We start from the raw sequence: 203 nt of genomic DNA, 5'->3' as shown, positions 1-203 counted from the left end.
ATTGCACAATGGGGGAAACCCTGATGCAGCCATGCCGCGTGTATGAAGAAGGCCTTCGGGTTGTAAAGTACTTTCAGCAGTGAGGAAGGTGGTAGTGTTAATAGCACTATCATTTGACGTTAGCTGCAGAAGAAGCACCGGCTAACTCCGTGCCAGCAGCCGCGGTAATACGGAGGGTGCGAGCGTTAATCGGAATTACTGGG

At 51.7% G+C, this 203-nt stretch carries 1 rRNA gene; it reads left to right on the top strand.

The annotated features are described in order from the left end of the window. Positions 1-203: ribosomal RNA gene (locus tag Q0852_RS23925) — 16S ribosomal RNA — on the top strand; the annotation flags it as partial.

The organism is uncultured Photobacterium sp. (genome assembly GCF_947502415.1).
Lineage (GTDB): Bacteria > Pseudomonadota > Gammaproteobacteria > Enterobacterales > Vibrionaceae > Photobacterium.
This window is presented reverse-complemented; position numbering and strand designations above follow the sequence as displayed.